Origin of the sequence: Brevibacillus borstelensis (assembly GCF_003710865.1) — a bacterium.
Taxonomy (GTDB): Bacteria; Bacillota; Bacilli; order Brevibacillales; family Brevibacillaceae; genus Brevibacillus; species Brevibacillus borstelensis.
The window spans coordinates 20,455-35,629 of record NZ_RHHO01000007.1; the positions used below are offsets into that span (position 1 = coordinate 20,455).

At 54.3% G+C, this 15,175-nt stretch carries 17 protein-coding genes; 3 read left to right on the plus strand and 14 right to left on the minus strand.

Going from position 1 to position 15,175, the window contains the following annotated elements:
- Positions 1-137 precede the first annotated feature (137 nt).
- The 8 genes from gcvH to EDM54_RS03435 all read right to left on the minus strand — a co-directional run bounded on the left by gcvH (position 138) and on the right by EDM54_RS03435 (position 5,677).
- Positions 138-518: a glycine cleavage system protein GcvH gene (gene gcvH / locus EDM54_RS03400; protein ID WP_003391386.1), complete on the minus strand. Its 381-nt coding sequence runs from the start codon at positions 516-518 to the stop codon at positions 138-140.
- A 59-nt stretch (positions 519-577) separates the two neighbouring features.
- Positions 578-1,030 carry a redoxin domain-containing protein gene (locus EDM54_RS03405; protein ID WP_003391383.1) on the minus strand — a complete coding sequence of 151 codons (453 nt, stop codon included), beginning with the start codon at positions 1,028-1,030 and terminating at the stop codon, positions 578-580.
- Positions 1,031-1,203: 173 nt separating this feature from the next.
- Positions 1,204-1,752: a peroxiredoxin gene (locus tag EDM54_RS03410; RefSeq protein ID WP_003391382.1), complete on the minus strand. Its 549-nt coding sequence runs from the start codon at positions 1,750-1,752 to the stop codon at positions 1,204-1,206.
- A 163-nt stretch (positions 1,753-1,915) separates the two neighbouring features.
- Positions 1,916-3,097 (minus strand): LL-diaminopimelate aminotransferase, encoded by a 1,182-nt coding sequence (locus EDM54_RS03415; protein WP_035990293.1) that lies wholly within the window; start codon positions 3,095-3,097, stop codon positions 1,916-1,918.
- Positions 3,098-3,099: 2 nt separating this feature from the next.
- The gene (locus EDM54_RS03420) at positions 3,100-3,462 is read right to left on the minus strand and encodes an arsenate reductase family protein (protein ID WP_003391378.1); all 363 of its coding nucleotides are present in this window, start codon (positions 3,460-3,462) and stop codon (positions 3,100-3,102) included.
- Between the two features lie 170 nt (positions 3,463-3,632).
- Entirely contained in the window at positions 3,633-4,544 is a 912-nt protein-coding gene (locus EDM54_RS03425; RefSeq protein ID WP_122957771.1) for a hypothetical protein, read from the minus strand.
- Between the two features lie 91 nt (positions 4,545-4,635).
- The gene (locus EDM54_RS03430) at positions 4,636-4,818 is read right to left on the minus strand and encodes a hypothetical protein (RefSeq protein ID WP_003391375.1); all 183 of its coding nucleotides are present in this window, start codon (positions 4,816-4,818) and stop codon (positions 4,636-4,638) included.
- A 52-nt stretch (positions 4,819-4,870) separates the two neighbouring features.
- Complete coding sequence (locus EDM54_RS03435; protein WP_003391373.1) at positions 4,871-5,677, minus strand: DUF2797 domain-containing protein; 807 nt, start codon at positions 5,675-5,677, stop codon at positions 4,871-4,873.
- A gap of 178 nt (positions 5,678-5,855) precedes the next feature.
- Between EDM54_RS03435 and EDM54_RS03440 the strand changes: the two genes are divergently transcribed.
- Entirely contained in the window at positions 5,856-6,542 is a 687-nt protein-coding gene (locus EDM54_RS03440) for a polysaccharide deacetylase family protein (protein WP_227278116.1), read from the plus strand.
- Positions 6,543-6,584: 42 nt separating this feature from the next.
- Here the strand turns inward: EDM54_RS03440 and EDM54_RS03445 are convergent, their stop codons facing one another.
- A complete protein-coding gene (locus EDM54_RS03445) occupies positions 6,585-7,313 on the minus strand; it encodes an amino acid ABC transporter ATP-binding protein (RefSeq protein ID WP_003391369.1) in 729 nt (242 codons plus the stop codon).
- 142 nt (positions 7,314-7,455) lie between these two features.
- On the opposite strand from EDM54_RS03445, the gene sppA reads away from it, so the two are divergent.
- A complete protein-coding gene (gene sppA, locus EDM54_RS03450) occupies positions 7,456-8,421 on the plus strand; it encodes a signal peptide peptidase SppA (protein WP_024985564.1) in 966 nt (321 codons plus the stop codon).
- A 24-nt stretch (positions 8,422-8,445) separates the two neighbouring features.
- Entirely contained in the window at positions 8,446-9,003 is a 558-nt protein-coding gene (locus EDM54_RS03455; RefSeq protein ID WP_122957772.1) for an RDD family protein, read from the plus strand.
- A gap of 61 nt (positions 9,004-9,064) precedes the next feature.
- Here the strand turns inward: EDM54_RS03455 and EDM54_RS26870 are convergent, their stop codons facing one another.
- The 5 genes from EDM54_RS26870 to EDM54_RS03475 form a co-directional block, all read right to left on the minus strand.
- A complete protein-coding gene (locus tag EDM54_RS26870; protein WP_255320332.1) occupies positions 9,065-9,199 on the minus strand; it encodes a hypothetical protein in 135 nt (44 codons plus the stop codon).
- A gap of 67 nt (positions 9,200-9,266) precedes the next feature.
- A complete protein-coding gene (locus EDM54_RS03460; RefSeq protein ID WP_122957773.1) occupies positions 9,267-10,445 on the minus strand; it encodes an MFS transporter in 1,179 nt (392 codons plus the stop codon).
- A gap of 82 nt (positions 10,446-10,527) precedes the next feature.
- The gene (locus EDM54_RS03465; RefSeq protein WP_122957774.1) at positions 10,528-12,618 is read right to left on the minus strand and encodes an ABC transporter ATP-binding protein; all 2,091 of its coding nucleotides are present in this window, start codon (positions 12,616-12,618) and stop codon (positions 10,528-10,530) included.
- Positions 12,619-12,639: 21 nt separating this feature from the next.
- Entirely contained in the window at positions 12,640-14,382 is a 1,743-nt protein-coding gene (locus EDM54_RS03470; RefSeq protein WP_003391357.1) for an ABC transporter ATP-binding protein, read from the minus strand.
- A gap of 220 nt (positions 14,383-14,602) precedes the next feature.
- The gene (locus EDM54_RS03475) at positions 14,603-15,145 is read right to left on the minus strand and encodes a GNAT family N-acetyltransferase (RefSeq protein WP_003391355.1); all 543 of its coding nucleotides are present in this window, start codon (positions 15,143-15,145) and stop codon (positions 14,603-14,605) included.
- Positions 15,146-15,175: the final 30 nt, after the last annotated feature.

Consider the following 15,175-nt stretch of genomic DNA (forward strand, 5'->3'; position numbering starts at 1 on the left):
ACAAGAAAAAAGGCGTGTTCGAACTATTGTCAGTTCGCACGCCATTTTGTGTTATTTTTTTGTTTTTGCACCTAAAAACCGAACCCGTTAAGATTAGTCTCCAGCCTTTTGGCTTGATACACACTTTCAGTTGTTGTTTACTCTTGTACCATCGCTTCGTATTTGTCTGCGTCCATCAGCTTTTTGAGCTCGCTTTCGTCAGACAGCTCCACAACGATCATCCATGCTTGCTCATAAGGAGAAGAGTTTACCAGCTCCGGCGCGTTTTCCAATTCGCCGTTTACTTCTACTACCTTCCCGCTGACAGGAGCATACAGTTCAGAAACGGTTTTTACCGATTCCACGCTGCCAAAAGGTTCGTCCTGTGTAATCGTGCTGCCCACCTCTGGCAGTTCGACAAAGACGATGTCGCCCAGCTCGGATTGAGCAAAAGAAGTAATGCCGATATACGCCTTGTTTCCTTCTACACGAACCCACTCGTGCTCTTCGCTGTAAAGAAGATGTTTAGGAAATTCCATCGTTCACGTATCCTCCTATCAGGTTCAATCAGGTACTCCATATTAATTGGACAGAGGGCCTAGGAATCCTCTTCAATCCCCAAAATTCGGTGGAGACGTTTTTTCACCAGGTTCAAGCCTTTTTCGCCAGCCTGGAAGTGGCGAAGCTGCAGGTTTTCATCGAACAGGTAGAAAGCCGGGACGTACTCATTCTGGAAGGCGTCTACGGTCTTCATTTCGTTGTCGATCGCGATCGGATGTGTCAGCTTGTGCTCGACGATCGTTTCCTTGATCTTTTGGATGTCTGTATCGGCCTCCGAGCGTGGCATGTGGATTCCGATCACCTTCAAGCCGTTCGCCGCGTATTTGTCGCGCCACTCCAGGATTTGCGGCATCGATTCCTTGCACATATAGCAGCTTACGGACCAGAAATGGATCAATACGGGACTTCCTGCCAAATCAGCTTTGCTCACCTGACCGTTTACCCATTCGGTAATCCCCGGGAAATCGGGCAATTCTTCGCGCAAACGCATCAAAAACAACCCCTTTCAAATGATCGTGGAACGAGAAAGACAGCAATCTTCCCGTCTTATTTGCCTCTTTTTTGTAAAAAAAGGGCCTAACAACTGGTTGTGTTAGACCCTTTTTCGTAAAGGGAGCAAGCTTTATATGGCTGCCCCGATCAATCGCGCTCCAATGCGGATGCTTACTTCGCAGTCAGGTGGCTTTGACCTGGACGCCAGTTAGCTGGGCAGAGACCGCCGGATTGCAGAGCTTGCAGAACGCGCAGTGTTTCTTCTACGGAACGGCCGATGTTCAGGTCGGTTACAACTTGGTAACGCAGAACGCCTTCCGGATCGATGATGAACAGACCGCGGAATGCTACGCCGCCTTCTTCATCCAGTACGCCGTAATCGCGAGCGGTTGTTTTCAGGAAGTCGGAAGCGAGCGGGTAGTTCAGGCCGCCCAGACCGTTTTGATCGCGAGGAGTGTTGATCCATGCGCGGTGGGAATGCTTGGAGTCTACGGATACACCGAGAACTTCCGCATCCAGGTCTTTGAAATCTTCGATCGAATCGCTCATCGCGATGATCTCAGTCGGGCAAACGAACGTGAAATCGAGTGGATAGAAGAACAGTACCAGCCATTTGCCACGGTAGTCGGAGAGAGATACCTTTCCGAAATCTTGACCATTGCCCAGAGCTGTTTCCATTGTGAAATCAGGAGCTGGAAGACCTACAAGACGTTGTGCCATATGTAAAACCTCCTTGGAATAAGTTTTTTCACCTACATGTTCCATCATAGCAACCTTGTTGTTTATAGTCAATACAATGTAGGAATCATTTTCAATTGATTGTCGTTTTTGTGGTGCCAGATGTATCCTTTCCGCTTTCACAGCACGATATACATCTGTTTTGCTATCTTCTGCCGTTCAACAGGCCGCTTTTTGCGATCCGCTTGGCCGCTTCCCGCAGCAGGTCCGGCGGCTGCACCAGCGCGATCCGCACGTACCCTTCTCCCTGCTCGCCAAAAGCGCTTCCAGGCACGACCACGACCCCAGCCTCCTCCAAAAGCGCAAAAGCGAATTCGCGGGAGTTCCAGCCAGACGGAATTTTTGCCCAGACGAACATCGTCGCCTTGGGCGGCTCGATGACCCAGCCTGCCTCTCGCAGGGCTTTGATCAGGACATCGCGCCGCTCCTGATAAATTGAAGCAACCGTGTTGTCCTCCCCCGCTTCCCGGTCGCGCCTGAGCGCGGCAACAGCCATTTTTTGAACCGGCAGGAAGACGCCGTAGTCTACATTCGACTTGACGACTGCCAGCGGCTTGATGATCTCCGCGTTGCCGACCACATAAGCGATGCGGCACCCGGCCATGTTGAAGCTTTTGGAAAAGGAATTGAATTCGATGCCGATGTCCTTGGCCCCATCTGCCTGCAGAAAGCTGGGCGGCCGGTAGCCGTCAAAGGCCATTTCGGAATAAGCGAGATCATGCACGACAATCACATCGTGCCGCTTGGCAAAAGCGACAGCCTCTTCAAAGAAGGAAAGCGTCGCGACCGCCGATACCGGATTATTGGGATAGTTCAGAATCATGAAGCGAGCGCGTTTGGCCACCTCTTCCGGTATGGCATTCAGATCGGGCAAAAAAGCGTTTTCTGCCCGCAGCGGCATGGGGTATGGCTCCGCACCTGCCAGATGAACGCTGCCGGCATAAATCGGGTAGCCGGGATCGGGCACCAGCACGATGTCTCCGGGATCGGACCAGGCCAGGGCAAAATGAGCAAGACCGTCCTGAGAACCCATCAGGGAGTGAATCTCCGAGCGCGGGTCCAGCTCGACGCCAAAACGGTACTGATACCAGCGGGCCACCTCCTGGCGAAACTCCTCTGTTCCGTCACTCATCGGGTAGCCAAACGCACCCGGCTCCCGGATCGCCTCGGCCAGCGCCTCCACCAGCTCCGGAGCTGGCGGCTGATCAGGGCTGCCGATGCTCAGATCGATCACTGAACGCCCCGTTGCAACGCTCTTTTTTCGTTCGGCCAGTTCGGAAAAGATTGCCGAAGAAAGCTGTTCAAGGCGCCTGGAAGGGGTACGCATCGTCAGCGTCCCCCCCAAGCCTTTTCGTACTCCTCTTCCTTGAACCCGACCGTAACTGTTTTTCCGTCAGAGACGAGCGGCCTTTTTAGCAGCTTCCCGTTGGAGGCCAGCAGCTTCAGCATCTCGTCTTCCGTCATCGATGGCAGCTTGTCCTTTAAGCCGAGCTCGCGGTAAAACTGGCCGCTCGTGTTGAAAAACTTGGTCAAGGGAAGTCCGCTTGCCTGCCACATGCTGCGCAGCTCGTCTTCTGTCGGAGGGGCATCCACGATCGGGATCTCCTCGATGGCGATATTGTGTTGGTTCAGCCATTGCTTGGCCTTTCGGCAGGTGCCGCATTTGTCGTACAGATAGGCTTTGATTGTCATGGAGCATATCCTCGCTTTCTTATCAAGCATAATGGTGTCTCGAATACTTGCTGTATCCCCAGTGTTTTCCTTTATTTTAACGCAGTTCCCGCGTTTATCAAACGGCTCCCTTAACAACGCGACGGCACATCGCCAGTCTGCCGGATCAAGACTTGTCCGTAAGAGCCTGTCTACCGAACAATCGACAATGTTTTCGTAAACTGGACCCCGTCCTTGGCTTCATACGGAATTTCCAACAAAGCGTAATCGTTTGCAAACGAGCGGTCTTCACTGTTTGCATAGTCGTACGTCTGGTACTTCACCGTTACTTCCTCTATCCATAGCGAAACATCCTCTACTTCCACCGAATCCGTCGGCGAAGACGACGTTTTGATGAGCACATACGTTTTTTTGCCATCGCGCAAGTATTCCGTTTTCCATTCCGGTGAGGCAAGCAGCGGCTCCAGCCAGTCCTGCACGTTTTTGGGCACTTCCTCCTTTTTCACCGCCTGATAGAGCGGAGCGACTGAACCGACATCTCCCGGGGACATGCCGTTAAAGCGCTCGACTGTCCAAATCTGGTCATAGGCTGGCCATTTTTTCATCTCGATTTCATACGCGGTGCCATCCGTAGTGGTTGCCAGCAGGATACGCGGGTTCACCGTCCGGCTGGTCGTCTGAAAGGTATTCAGCTTTTTTCCGAGCTTTTTCTCTACAAATGTGCGCAGCACCCATTTGTAATCCCTGCTGCGCGGTTCGGCCATCATTTCCTGCTTGTCTTTTTCCGTGATTTCAAAGCTTCCGCCTTTGTCGTCCGTCCGCCGAAAAGCATCCAGGATTGCATCGTGGTCGATGAAAGCGGGCTCCTTCGCGTTTTGCTCGGCCGCCTCAGCCGGTTGTTGAGCACTGTTTGCCGGAGGGGATGCTTCAGCGGCGGGAGCCTGATTCTGGAGCTTTGACCGCAACGCTTCGTTTTCCGCTATGACCCTGCCTGCCTGTTCCTCGTTTCTTTTGCTTTCCACATCAGTTCCTACCATATACCCGGCCCAAGCGCTTCCACAGATCAGCAACGCTGTCGCGACGGATAATGCCCATGTACGCATGAAGTGCCCTTCCCTTCCCCAATGGCTAGTTATTTGGATAAGAAAAAAGCAGCCGATCATGTCTGGCTGCCTTTTTCCTTCTAGACGTTTTTTATTCCGTTTTTGTTTCTGCCACATTCCCCGTACCCCGCTCGGCAGGATCTGCTTCCGCCCGGGGGTTCACCTGCCACGTCCTGGCAAGCGGCGAGTAGGGGATGCCCAGCGGATCGGCCTGGGCTGCTTCTGCCAAGGTACCCGTCAACGGTTCCGTATATTCAATGCGCTCCGGTGCCATGCCGATCGCCTCCTCCAGTCTTTTGTTTCAGTCTGGAGGAAAAGCGGCCGCTTTATGCAGAAGCGCTGACTTGCACCTGATAGCCGGCGTGCTTTCTCGCCTGGAAAACGCCGTTTTCAAAAATCAGGTACTGTGCCTTGACACCGATCAATTTGCCGCCGACGCTTTCCTGCTTGTCCAATGTGAGCGAGTTGATCTTGTCCAACGACTCAAGGATCGGATAGGTAATGTCTATCCATTCGTCCTCACGGTAGCGAAAGGCTTTGAACTCATCCGGGAAATGCGCGTACACCTCGTCTCTGAGGCTGAGCAGGTCCACCTCGCGGACATCGCCCTTGAGCATTTTTCTCCAGTTCGTCTTATCCGGCAAAAATTGGCTAAGATGGAATTCAAGCTCACCTGCCATGCGGCGTGTCGGTACCTCTGCGATCGGGATCGCGCGAATGGCCCCCTGGTCGACCCAGCGCTTTAGCTGATTGTTTTTCCTCGTCAGGCCGACTTTTACATCACTGGAAACAGCCAGATAAACGTAGTGCGGAATCATGCAATGAGTCTCGCCGAAGCTGGCATCCCGGCATGTTCCCTGATCATAGTGGCACTCGTGAGGCTTGACGATGCACAGATCGTTCTCCGGAAGCTTCGTAAAACAGGGATAGCAATATCCGCTGTTAAAGGTTTTGTTCGTTTTTCGTCCACAGGCGATACAGTTTTTCTCGCCCAGAAATGAGATCGTTATTTCGCTGCCCAGCAGCTCATTTAACGGCAGTCTCTCTTCGCCCAGCTGCAAATAGTAGTCAACAGGCTGATCCTTGCCGTGATACTGATGGGTCAACCCGTGCAAAATACCGCGGAGTTCCACCGTATTCTCTCCTCTCCTATGTACAGTCCTTTCATTTTACCATATCCCGCTCGCAGGCTGATTGCTGTTTTCTTTTGGCAGGATGATTTGAGTTGTGCGGGTGAAGCTAAAAGATAGTTACTTGGAAGGAGGGATTGTTCTGCGCTATCGAGCGTTCATTCTGTCTTTCATCGCCTGTCTGCTGTTCGGGGTGGTGCCGACAGATGCGGCAAGAAGCCCTCTTCCTGCCTATGAGCCGATTCACCGGATCGACACAACCAACAAAGTGGTTGCCCTTACTTTCGACGATGGCCCCGATCCCAAATACACGCCCATCATCCTGGAGGTTCTGCACCGCAACAAGGTTCCCGCCACCTTTTTTGTGCTCGGCTCTCAAGTAGACAAGTATCCCAAGATTATGCACTGGATCAAGAAAGCAGGGCATGAAATCGGCAACCACGGCTATCATCATGGCGATTTGAACAAATTGACGGAGCAGGAGATTTACGAAGAAATCAAGCTGGGGGAAAAATCGATTCTCCGTTCTACCGGCGTGCTTGCCCAATATTACCGGCCCCCGGGGGGAGTCTTGACGCATGACGTCATGAATGCAGTCCAGTCCTGCGGCTATGACATCATCCACTGGTCGGTCGACCCGCGCGACTGGTCTTTGGCCCGGACGGCTTCCCACATCGCCAAAAGCGTCAAGAACGACGTGGCTCCCGGAGACATTATCCTGTTCCACGACGGCGGGCTGAATCAGCGGGAAACGATTGCCGCGCTGCAGGAGTTGATCACCGATCTGCGGAGGCAGGGCTATCGGTTCGTTACGGTCAGTCAATTGCTCGATGTGAAAGGAAGCAAGCGAGACGCGAACAAGAAGTAAAAATGCCCCCTGTATCGGGGGCCGATTTTTTTATACCGGTCGCTATGCCGAGGTCTTGCGCAAAAATGCCCGCAACCGCTCGTTTTTCGGATTGGACAACAGGGCTTCGGGTGCTCCCTCCTCCATGATGACGCCTTGATCCATGAAAATCACTCTGTCGCTCACTTCCCGGGCAAATCCCATCTCATGCGTGACGACGATCATCGTCATGCCTTCCTTGGCCAGATTCTTCATCACTGTCAAGACTTCTCCGACCAGCTCCGGATCCAGTGCCGAGGTCGGTTCGTCAAACAGCATGACCTTGGGGTTCATCGCCAAGGCTCTGGCAATCGCCACCCGCTGCATCTGTCCTCCGGAAAGGCGATCCGGATATACATCGGCCTTGTCCTCCAGCCCCACCTTTTTCAGCAGCGCCAGGCCCTGTTTTCTCGCATCCTCGGGGGTCATCTTTTTTACTTTGATCGGCGCGAGCGTAACGTTTTCCAGAACCGTTTTGTGCGGAAACAGGTTGAAGCGCTGGAACACCATTCCTACCTCTTCGCGCACCTTGTTGATGTCCACCCTCGGATCGGACAGGTCGTGGCCGTCAATCACGATGCGCCCGGCCGTCATCTCTTCCAATTGATTCAAGCAGCGCAGAAACGTGCTTTTTCCCGAACCCGACGGGCCGATCACGCATACGACCTCGCGTTCCGCCACTTGTGTCGTGATTCCTTTGAGCACCTGCAGGCTGCCGTAATTTTTTTTCAAATCCGTTACTTGGATAATCACGCTTCCGTACCCCCCGAACATATTCTCTCTTGTCTTATGACCAATTGTACCGCAATTTTTAGAAAATTGCATGAGTTTGTGAAATGACAGGCATGCGTAACCGGAAAGAGAAGAGCAAATGCTACATCTGAGGTGGTTTTCCATGAACCGTAAAAGATGGACGGCACTCTTTCTTGTACTGGCTGTTTTTGTCCTTGGCATCGGCGTCGAAAGCATCTTTGGAGGCATGCGCAATCTGACCGACCATCCCGAGTATGCCTGGGATGAACATGTCGTCTCCGGCTCCGGTACGGCCAAAATCGTACAGCTTTACGTCAATGGCACGATCACCAGTGAGCGCTCCACTGCATCTGTCACACCGATGGCCGACCTGTTGACCGAACAAATCAGGCGCATCGAGGAGGACGAGCAAGTAAAGGCAGTCGTCCTGCGGATCGAAAGCCCTGGCGGAGAGGTAGTCGCTACGGATGAACTGCACCGCCGCCTGCTGCGGCTCAAGGAGCTTCGCCAAATCCCGCTCGTTGTCAGCATGGGCTCGACTGCCGCATCGGGAGGCTACTACTTGGCTACAGCGGGAGATGCCATTTTCGCCAATCCCAATACGCTGACAGGCAGTCTGGGCGTCATTTTTACCCTGACCAACTACAGCAATGCCATACACAAGCTGGGAATCCAGGAGTATGCGATCAAAAGCGGACGCTTCAAGGATATCGGAAGTCCTGCCCGTCCGCTCACAGAGCCCGAGCGGCAAATTTTCCAAACGCTGGTCAACCAAAGCTACGATCGCTTTGTCGATGTAATCGTAAAGGGAAGAAGCCTCCCCCGGGAGCGCGTCCTGCAAATAGCCGACGGCCGCATTTACTCCGGCGAGCAGGCGAAGCGGCTGGGACTGGTGGATCGCTTTGGCGATCTGGAGGATGCTACCCGCTATGCCTTGACCCTGACTGGACTGCCGGAAGCGCAGATTGTTCGGTTTACCGAAAACATATCGCTTGGCAATCTGATCTTCCGCATGCAGCGTTACTGGTCCAACCCTGATCCGCTCGGCCTTGAGCGCATTTTGCAGCAGGGCTCGACGCCCAAGCTGTTGTACCAGTTTATCCCGTAACCATTTCTAATGGAGGTGTCCGCCATGCGGGACCAATCGTCGTCTGAAGCTGATTTTCCCGAATCCCTGCTCTCCGCTGATGCCGCCGCACGGACCGCGCTTGTCCAAGGCTTCGCAGGAGCCGAGCCGTCCGGAAGCGAGGATGCCTCCCAGGAGGCCAGCTATGCGTTTGCCGGCTTCTGGATTCGGGTCGGGGCTGCTCTGCTGGATGGACTTTTTCTCACCGGCATCAGCTTTTTGATCTTCAATCCGCTCCGCCGGGCTTTCGCTGCCGGGCCGGACGTCTTTTCGTACATCGACTTGCTGGAAATCGTATTCGACTTCGCCTATGCCATCCTGCTGACCTGGTGGACGGGACAGACACTCGGAAAGCTCATCACCGGCATCCGCGTGGTCAATGCCCGCCAGCACCGCAGCCAGTTGACGCTGGGGCAGGTATTGCTGCGAGAGGTTGTGGGCAAATTTCTCTCTGCCCTGCCGCTGGGACTGGGGTATTTGTGGGCAGGGTGGAACCGGAAAAAGCAAGGCTGGCACGATCTGATTGCCAGGACGTATGTCATCCGCGACAGCAAACGTACGTAAGCCGAAGCAAAAGAAAAAGACTCGCCTTTATGGAAACAGACGAGTCCTTTTTGCCCGGGTTTTACCTGCTTGCATTGTTCACAGTCGGAGCAGGCGTGGATGGCGTGTCATCGGAAAAGAACGGGATCACGATCAGACTGATGATAAAAAACAGAATCCAGATCATTCCCCGCTTGAAAACACAGGGCGTCATCATCAGGCAAACCCCTTTCTGGGAAAGATGACTGTATCCCTACGCTTCCCCTCTCTTCACATTTTTATGCTTATGACGCCACCGCGGTCTCCTGAGAAGAGCGGGTCGTGCGGAAAAACAGGCAAGCAGCGGCAAAACCGAACAGCAAAAGCCCCATCAGCCAGAAGATGCTCCGCGGGTCCCAGAGCTGGATCAACAGGCCGTTTACATTGGGGGCCAGGATGCTGGCGACGCCGAAATTCATGCTGGCAATGATCCCGGCTGTAGGGACCATCGCACCCGGCAAAATATCGGTCGCAAAGGCAAGACCGAGCGAGTAAAAGGAACCGACAGCCGCACCTGCAATCGCCAGCAGGAACATCATCATCCAGACGTTGTCGCCGCTGAGCGGGAACAGGATGAACGCCACGGCTCCGACGAGCGCACAGGCAAACATGACCCGCTTCCGGCCGATCCGGTCACTTAATGAGCCCAACGGAATTTGCAAAATGATGCTGCCCACTACAAAGGATGGCAGGATAACCGATACCCACTCGATGGAAATGCCGGTCCGCAAAGCGTAAACCGGAAAGCTTCCGTTTAAAGACGTTTCCATAAATCCGTACAAAAACGACGGGATCAGCGCCAGCCAGCTTAACCGGAATACAGTGGTGTATTTGTTCTGTTTTTTCACACCGGCTTCAGTTGCCTTGATCTCTTCGGGAAAATCATTGCGGATGCGCGCCAGCAGAATAAACGCTGCCGCATACAACACGGTCAGTGCGGCAAACGGCGCCCAAAATCCTATCGGAAGCAGGTTGATCCCCAGCGGCCCTATGCTGAATCCGATGCCGTAGGCCAGACCGTAGAGCGACAAATCCCGTCCGCGCCTCTCCGGAGCGGCGATCTTGGTCACCCACATTTGACTGGCGTAGTGAAGACCGGAGTCGCCGATTCCCATCAGCATGCGGAGAACAAACCAGACCGCCAGATGGGAAAACACCGGAATCAGGACGGTGGCTGCGGTCACCATTAACAGCCCGCACAGAATCGTCGACCGATAACCGATCCGGCGCAGCGGGATTTCCAGCCAGGGTGACACAAGCAATATACCGATATACAAAGCGGCTGCATTCAACCCATTGGCGACCGATGAAACTCCCTGCTGCTCCAGCATCACGGCCAACAGCGGAATCGTCAGCCCCTGGCTGGCTCCCGCAATGACTACGACCAATATCAGCACCCAAAAGGTAAAACGTGTTGAAGACATGATGTATGCGTTCTCCTCTCCTGCACTCACTCTCTCTATTCATAATCTCCCCCTCACCCGGCGGCAAGGTCAAGATCAATCGCTATTGTTCTACTGTAGCAGAGATTTGCCCCTGCTGTAGCTGGTACATTTTTTGATACAGGCCATGCTGCGCCATCAGCTCGTCATGCGTGCCCCGCTCGACGACTTCGCCGCGGGACAGAACGAGAATCTGGTCGGCATGCTGAATCGTAGACAGGCGATGCGCGATGATAAACGTCGTGCGCCCCGCCGAAAGCACGTGCAGCGCCTCCTGGATCGCCGACTCTGTCTCGCTGTCGATGCTCGCTGTCGCTTCGTCCAGGATCAAAATAGCCGGATCGGCTGCGAGCGCCCGGGAAAACGAAATCAACTGCCGCTGTCCGGCAGACAAGGTCATCCCCCGCTCCACGACGGGTTCTTCGTATCCTTCGGGGAAGTGGCGTATAAACTCATCTGCCCTGACTGCCTCCGCCGCCTGTTTTACATCGTCATTCGTAAGCTTGTCATTGTACAAGCGAATGTTGAATCCGACACTGCCGGTAAACAAAAAAGGGTCCTGCAGCACCAGCCCTACATGGCGGCGAAGCGTCCGCGTATCCATTTCGCCCATGTCCATGCCGTCGATCAGGATGCGCCCTTTCGTCACCGGATAAAAGCCGAGCAACAGATTCATCAGCGAGCTTTTTCCCGACCCGGTGTGGCCGACCAGCGCTACCGTCTGTCCCGGCTTGGCCGTGAACGACACATCTTTCAAGACGTATTGATCACCCTGATAGGCAAAAGAAACGCGGTCAAAGACTACCTCTCCGCGCGGGCGCTCGATAGCCTTGCCTCCCTTCTCCTCTTCAGCCGGCGTATCGAGAATGTCAAACACGCGCTGCGAGGAGATGGCAGCCTGCTGCAATTGCGAAAGACGGTTCATAATCATGCTGATCGGCTCGAAAAAGCGTCCCATGTAATCGACGAAGGCAAACAGCGCGCCGAACGAAATGGCGCTGTGAAACGAAGTCGAGCCGAAATACCAGACAATCACCGTGAGAGAGATTTTCCAGATGAGATCAACAGCTGGTCTGAGCAAAAGCGACTCCAGGTTGTTCTCCTTCAGACGAACCCGAAAATACTCTTCGTTTACCTTGGCAAACTCCTCTTGAACCCCTGACTCTCGGCGAAACGCCTGGACGATCGTCATGTTTTGAATCATCTCGTTGATCGTGGCGTTCATATCGCTCAGCCTGCTGCGGATGACCGCATAATAGCGCGAGCTGAAGCGATGGTAAACGATAATGAGCGCGACGATCAACGGCACGCTTAAAAAGCAAAACAGGGCAAGCTGCGGCTGCAGGACAAAAAGCGCGATCAAAATCCCCACGAGGTATACCCCGTTCTGCACAAAAGTTGCCAGAACGCTGACGTACAGTTCACGAATGGCCTCCGTATCGTTGCTCACGCGGGAGACGATCTGACCGACCGGTGTCTTGTCAAAAAAGGAGACCGGCAGCTTCTGCAGGTGGGTGAACAAAATCATCCGCATGCGCTGGATGATGCGTTGAGCTGTCATCTGCAGCGTCAAAATTTGCGTATAGTTGCATGCCGCGCTGATCAGGATCAACAAGGCATAGCCGCCTGCCAAAAGCAATATCGGCGCAATCTCCCTGCTGTACAGCGCCTTCACCTCGTCCGCCGTCAAGCGGATTCCCTCCGCCTGATCAACCTCCTGCCCCGAGCGAACGAGCGTCGCCTTGACCCGCTCCCTTCCCTCGACGGCCGGAAGCGGCAAAAGCTTCGGCTCCCCGTCCTCGGACAGCTCACGGTCCAGCATATAGTAGGTCGTTCCCTCGGTCACGACCTGTGTCTTTTTCGCCTTTTGTGCATCGTCCGGAGGCAAGGACGACAGCCAATCCTCCCGGACGTAATACTCATCCGCCAGCCGGATCGCGATCTGGTTTCCTTCAATGGTAAGCGGTTCCTTTTCAAAGCGATACCACGTCTTCTGAACCGCCAGAATGTGATTGTCAATCATCACTTTTGCCAAAAAGGGGCCGGCCAGTTCCGCGGCAGTACCGAGCAGGAGCAGCAGCAGGGCCCCTGCGATCTGTCTGCGAAACGGCATGGCGTACTCTACAAGCCGCTTCCATACTTGTTTGCCGTTCATTACACGTTCCCCTCTCTCCCCTTAACCCGCGACGTCTTGTTCCATCTGCTGCCTGCGGTACTGCTCCGCATACCAGCCGTTTTGCGCCATCAATTCATCATGCGTCCCCCGCTCCACGATCCTGCCCTCGTCCAGCACCAAAATCAACTGGGCATGCTGGACCGCAGAGAGCCGGTGGGCGGTGATGATCGTCGTCTTTCCTTTGCGTTCATCGCGGAGGTGGCGAAGAATGCTTTCCTCCGTCCTCGCATCGACTGCGGACAGACAGTCATCGAGAATGAGGATGTCAGCGTTCATCAGCAGGGCACGGGCAATCGAGATGCGCTGCTTCTGTCCCCCTGAGAGGGTGACCCCTTTTTCACCGACCATGGTTCCGAGCCCTTCCGCGAATTGCGCTACATCGCCTTTCATTTCGGCCAGGGAGAGCGCATGCCACACTTCCTCTGTAGTCGCCTGCGGCGAGCCGAAAGCGACGTTCGCTTCGATCGTTCGGGAAAACAGCAGATGCTCCTGGGGAACGTAGGCGATTTTCCCGCGCAGGGCAGACAGCGAAATCCGTTCTACCGGCTTCCCTCCGACAAACAGGGCGTCCGACTCTACCGGGTACTGATGCAACAGAGTCCGGCAAAGCGTTGACTTCCCGCTTCCCGTCCTGCCCACGATCCCCAGCGTCTCTCCTTCGTGCAGCATGAAGCTGATATCCGACAAGGCGTCCTTCTCTGCCTGCGGATAGCGGAAGGTAAAGCCTCTCGCCTCGACAGTATTGTCCGGAACATCTTCCACCACAGTTTCGCTGTCCACCACGTCAGGCCGTTCGGCGAACAATTCCGACAACCGCTTTTGCGAAGCGCTCCCCCGCTGAAGGATGTTCATCAGCCAGCCAAAGGCAAACATCGGCCAGATGAGCAGCCCGAGGTAAAGGTTGAATGCGACCAGATCGCCCAGGGAAATCGCGCTGGAAAAGACAAGGTAGGTCCCGTAGCCAAGCCCGATGAGAAAGCTGAAGCCGATGATAATGCCGATCGTCGGTTCGAACAGGGCGTCGATCCGGGAAACGCTGATATTCCGCTCCATCGTCTTCTCACTGACCCGGCGAAACGCCTCCACATCCTCTTTTTCCTGTACAAAAGCCCGCAGGACCCGGACGCCTGAGACGGACTGCTGCACATGGTCGTTCATCTCGCCAAACGCTTCCTGGGCCAGGTAAAACCGGTCGTGCAAAAGCTTGCCGTAATAAGCGGTCGCCCAGGCCAAAAACGGCATCGGAATAAGTGCCGCCAGCGTCAACTGCCAGTCGATGGCCACCATCATGACAGCCAAAGTCAACAGCGTGGCGAACAGGGAGTCGACCAGCGTCAGTACGCCCATCCCTGCTGTCTGTTCGATTGCGGGAATGTCGTTGGTAGCCAGCGCCATCAAATCACCGGAACGACGGCGCGAGTAAAAGGACGGCGACATCCGGGTCAAATGGCCAAACAGCCGCTCGCGAAGCGTCCGCTCCAGCATCAGCGAACCGCCGAACAGCAGGTACCGCCAAAAGAAACGGAGCCCGTACAAGATAAGGCCAATCAAAAGCAGCGTGACAATCGTCGTCGCCAATCCAGATGTCGTCAGCGATCCATTGCGGATTTGATCCACCGTTTGCCCGATCAGCCGGGGAGGCCACAGCATGAGCAGATCAATCAAAAACAGAAAAGCAATCCCTACTGTATATCGTTTCCAATATTTTCTGAAAAACCAGGACAATTGCCGCAAAATATACACGCCGTCCGTCCCTCCTTCCTTATCCTATTAGAAAACTTGGCTCCGCCATGATTGTGGCGGAGCCTCCGTAATCCGGTTATCAACAGGGACGACTTTGACCCTGTCGATCAAAAGAAAGGGATGCGATATACGCAATCCCTTTTCCAATATCTTCATGGTAGTTTACACAAAATTTCTTGTCAATCCAGCTTTTTCTATCGGCAGCAAAAAACTGAAGGACTCAACGCCACTCTGACGCCAGCATGCCGTAGACGGCGTGATCGACGTAATGATCGTAGAGAAATTCGTTGCTTCGCAGGATTCCCTCCAGCTTGAACCCGAGGCGCTCCGGAATGGCCCTGCTCTTTTTGTTCTCGGTAGCGGCGTGAATGGCGACCTTTTGCAAGTCCCACTCGCCAAAGATCAAGTGATCCAGATAGGCCGAGACGGCGGCCGTCATCAGTCCGTGCCCGGTGTACTGGGCTCCGAGCCAATACCCGATGGACGTCTTCCGGTTTGTCCAGTCGATATGATGTACGCCCACTGTTCCTGTCAGACGACCGTTGTACCAAATCCCGAAATGGGTGCCCTGCCTGCGGCTGTCCTGATCCAGAGTGGCAGAGATGAACCTTCTGGTATCCGCCACGTTTGTGACGATATCCAGCCACGGAAGCCATTCGCGCAGATGGAGACGATTGGTATCGGTCAGCCAGAACATTTCCTCTGCATCGGCAAGCTCCAAGCGCCTCAACGCTGCATGCTGCGTTATCGGAATAACCTTCATGTCATCTCTCCCCTTCTTCAAAAGTGAAAA